Source organism: Streptomyces xiaopingdaonensis, assembly GCF_000262345.1.
In the GTDB taxonomy this organism is placed as follows: domain Bacteria; phylum Actinomycetota; class Actinomycetes; order Streptomycetales; family Streptomycetaceae; genus Streptomyces; species Streptomyces xiaopingdaonensis.
The window spans coordinates 1-248 of record NZ_AJTQ01000110.1 but is presented as its reverse complement, the minus strand read 5'-3'; the positions used below and the strand labels follow the sequence as shown (position 1 = coordinate 248).

At 76.2% G+C, this 248-nt stretch carries 1 protein-coding gene; it reads left to right on the top strand.

The features are described from left to right. A partial coding sequence (locus UWG_RS29730; RefSeq protein ID WP_033196039.1) for a LysR substrate-binding domain-containing protein occupies window positions 1-248 on the top strand: 248 nt, incomplete at both ends.

Here is a 248-nt window from a genome sequence, read left to right as displayed (position 1 = left end):
TCGGCGCGGCAGGTCTCGGCCGGCCGCGCCGGCGGCGTCGCCGTCGGCTTCACTGCGGCCGGCGCCTACGGGATGCTCGGCCACGTGCTGCGTACGGCGCGTACCGCGCTCCCCCAAGTCGAGGTGGTACTCCGCGAGATGGTCACGCGCGACCAGCTCGACGCGCTCACCGACCGCAGCCTCGACCTCGGCCTCGTCCGCCCGCCCGTCACCGAGCCCGAGCTGGAGTCGCGGCCCGCCATGCGGGA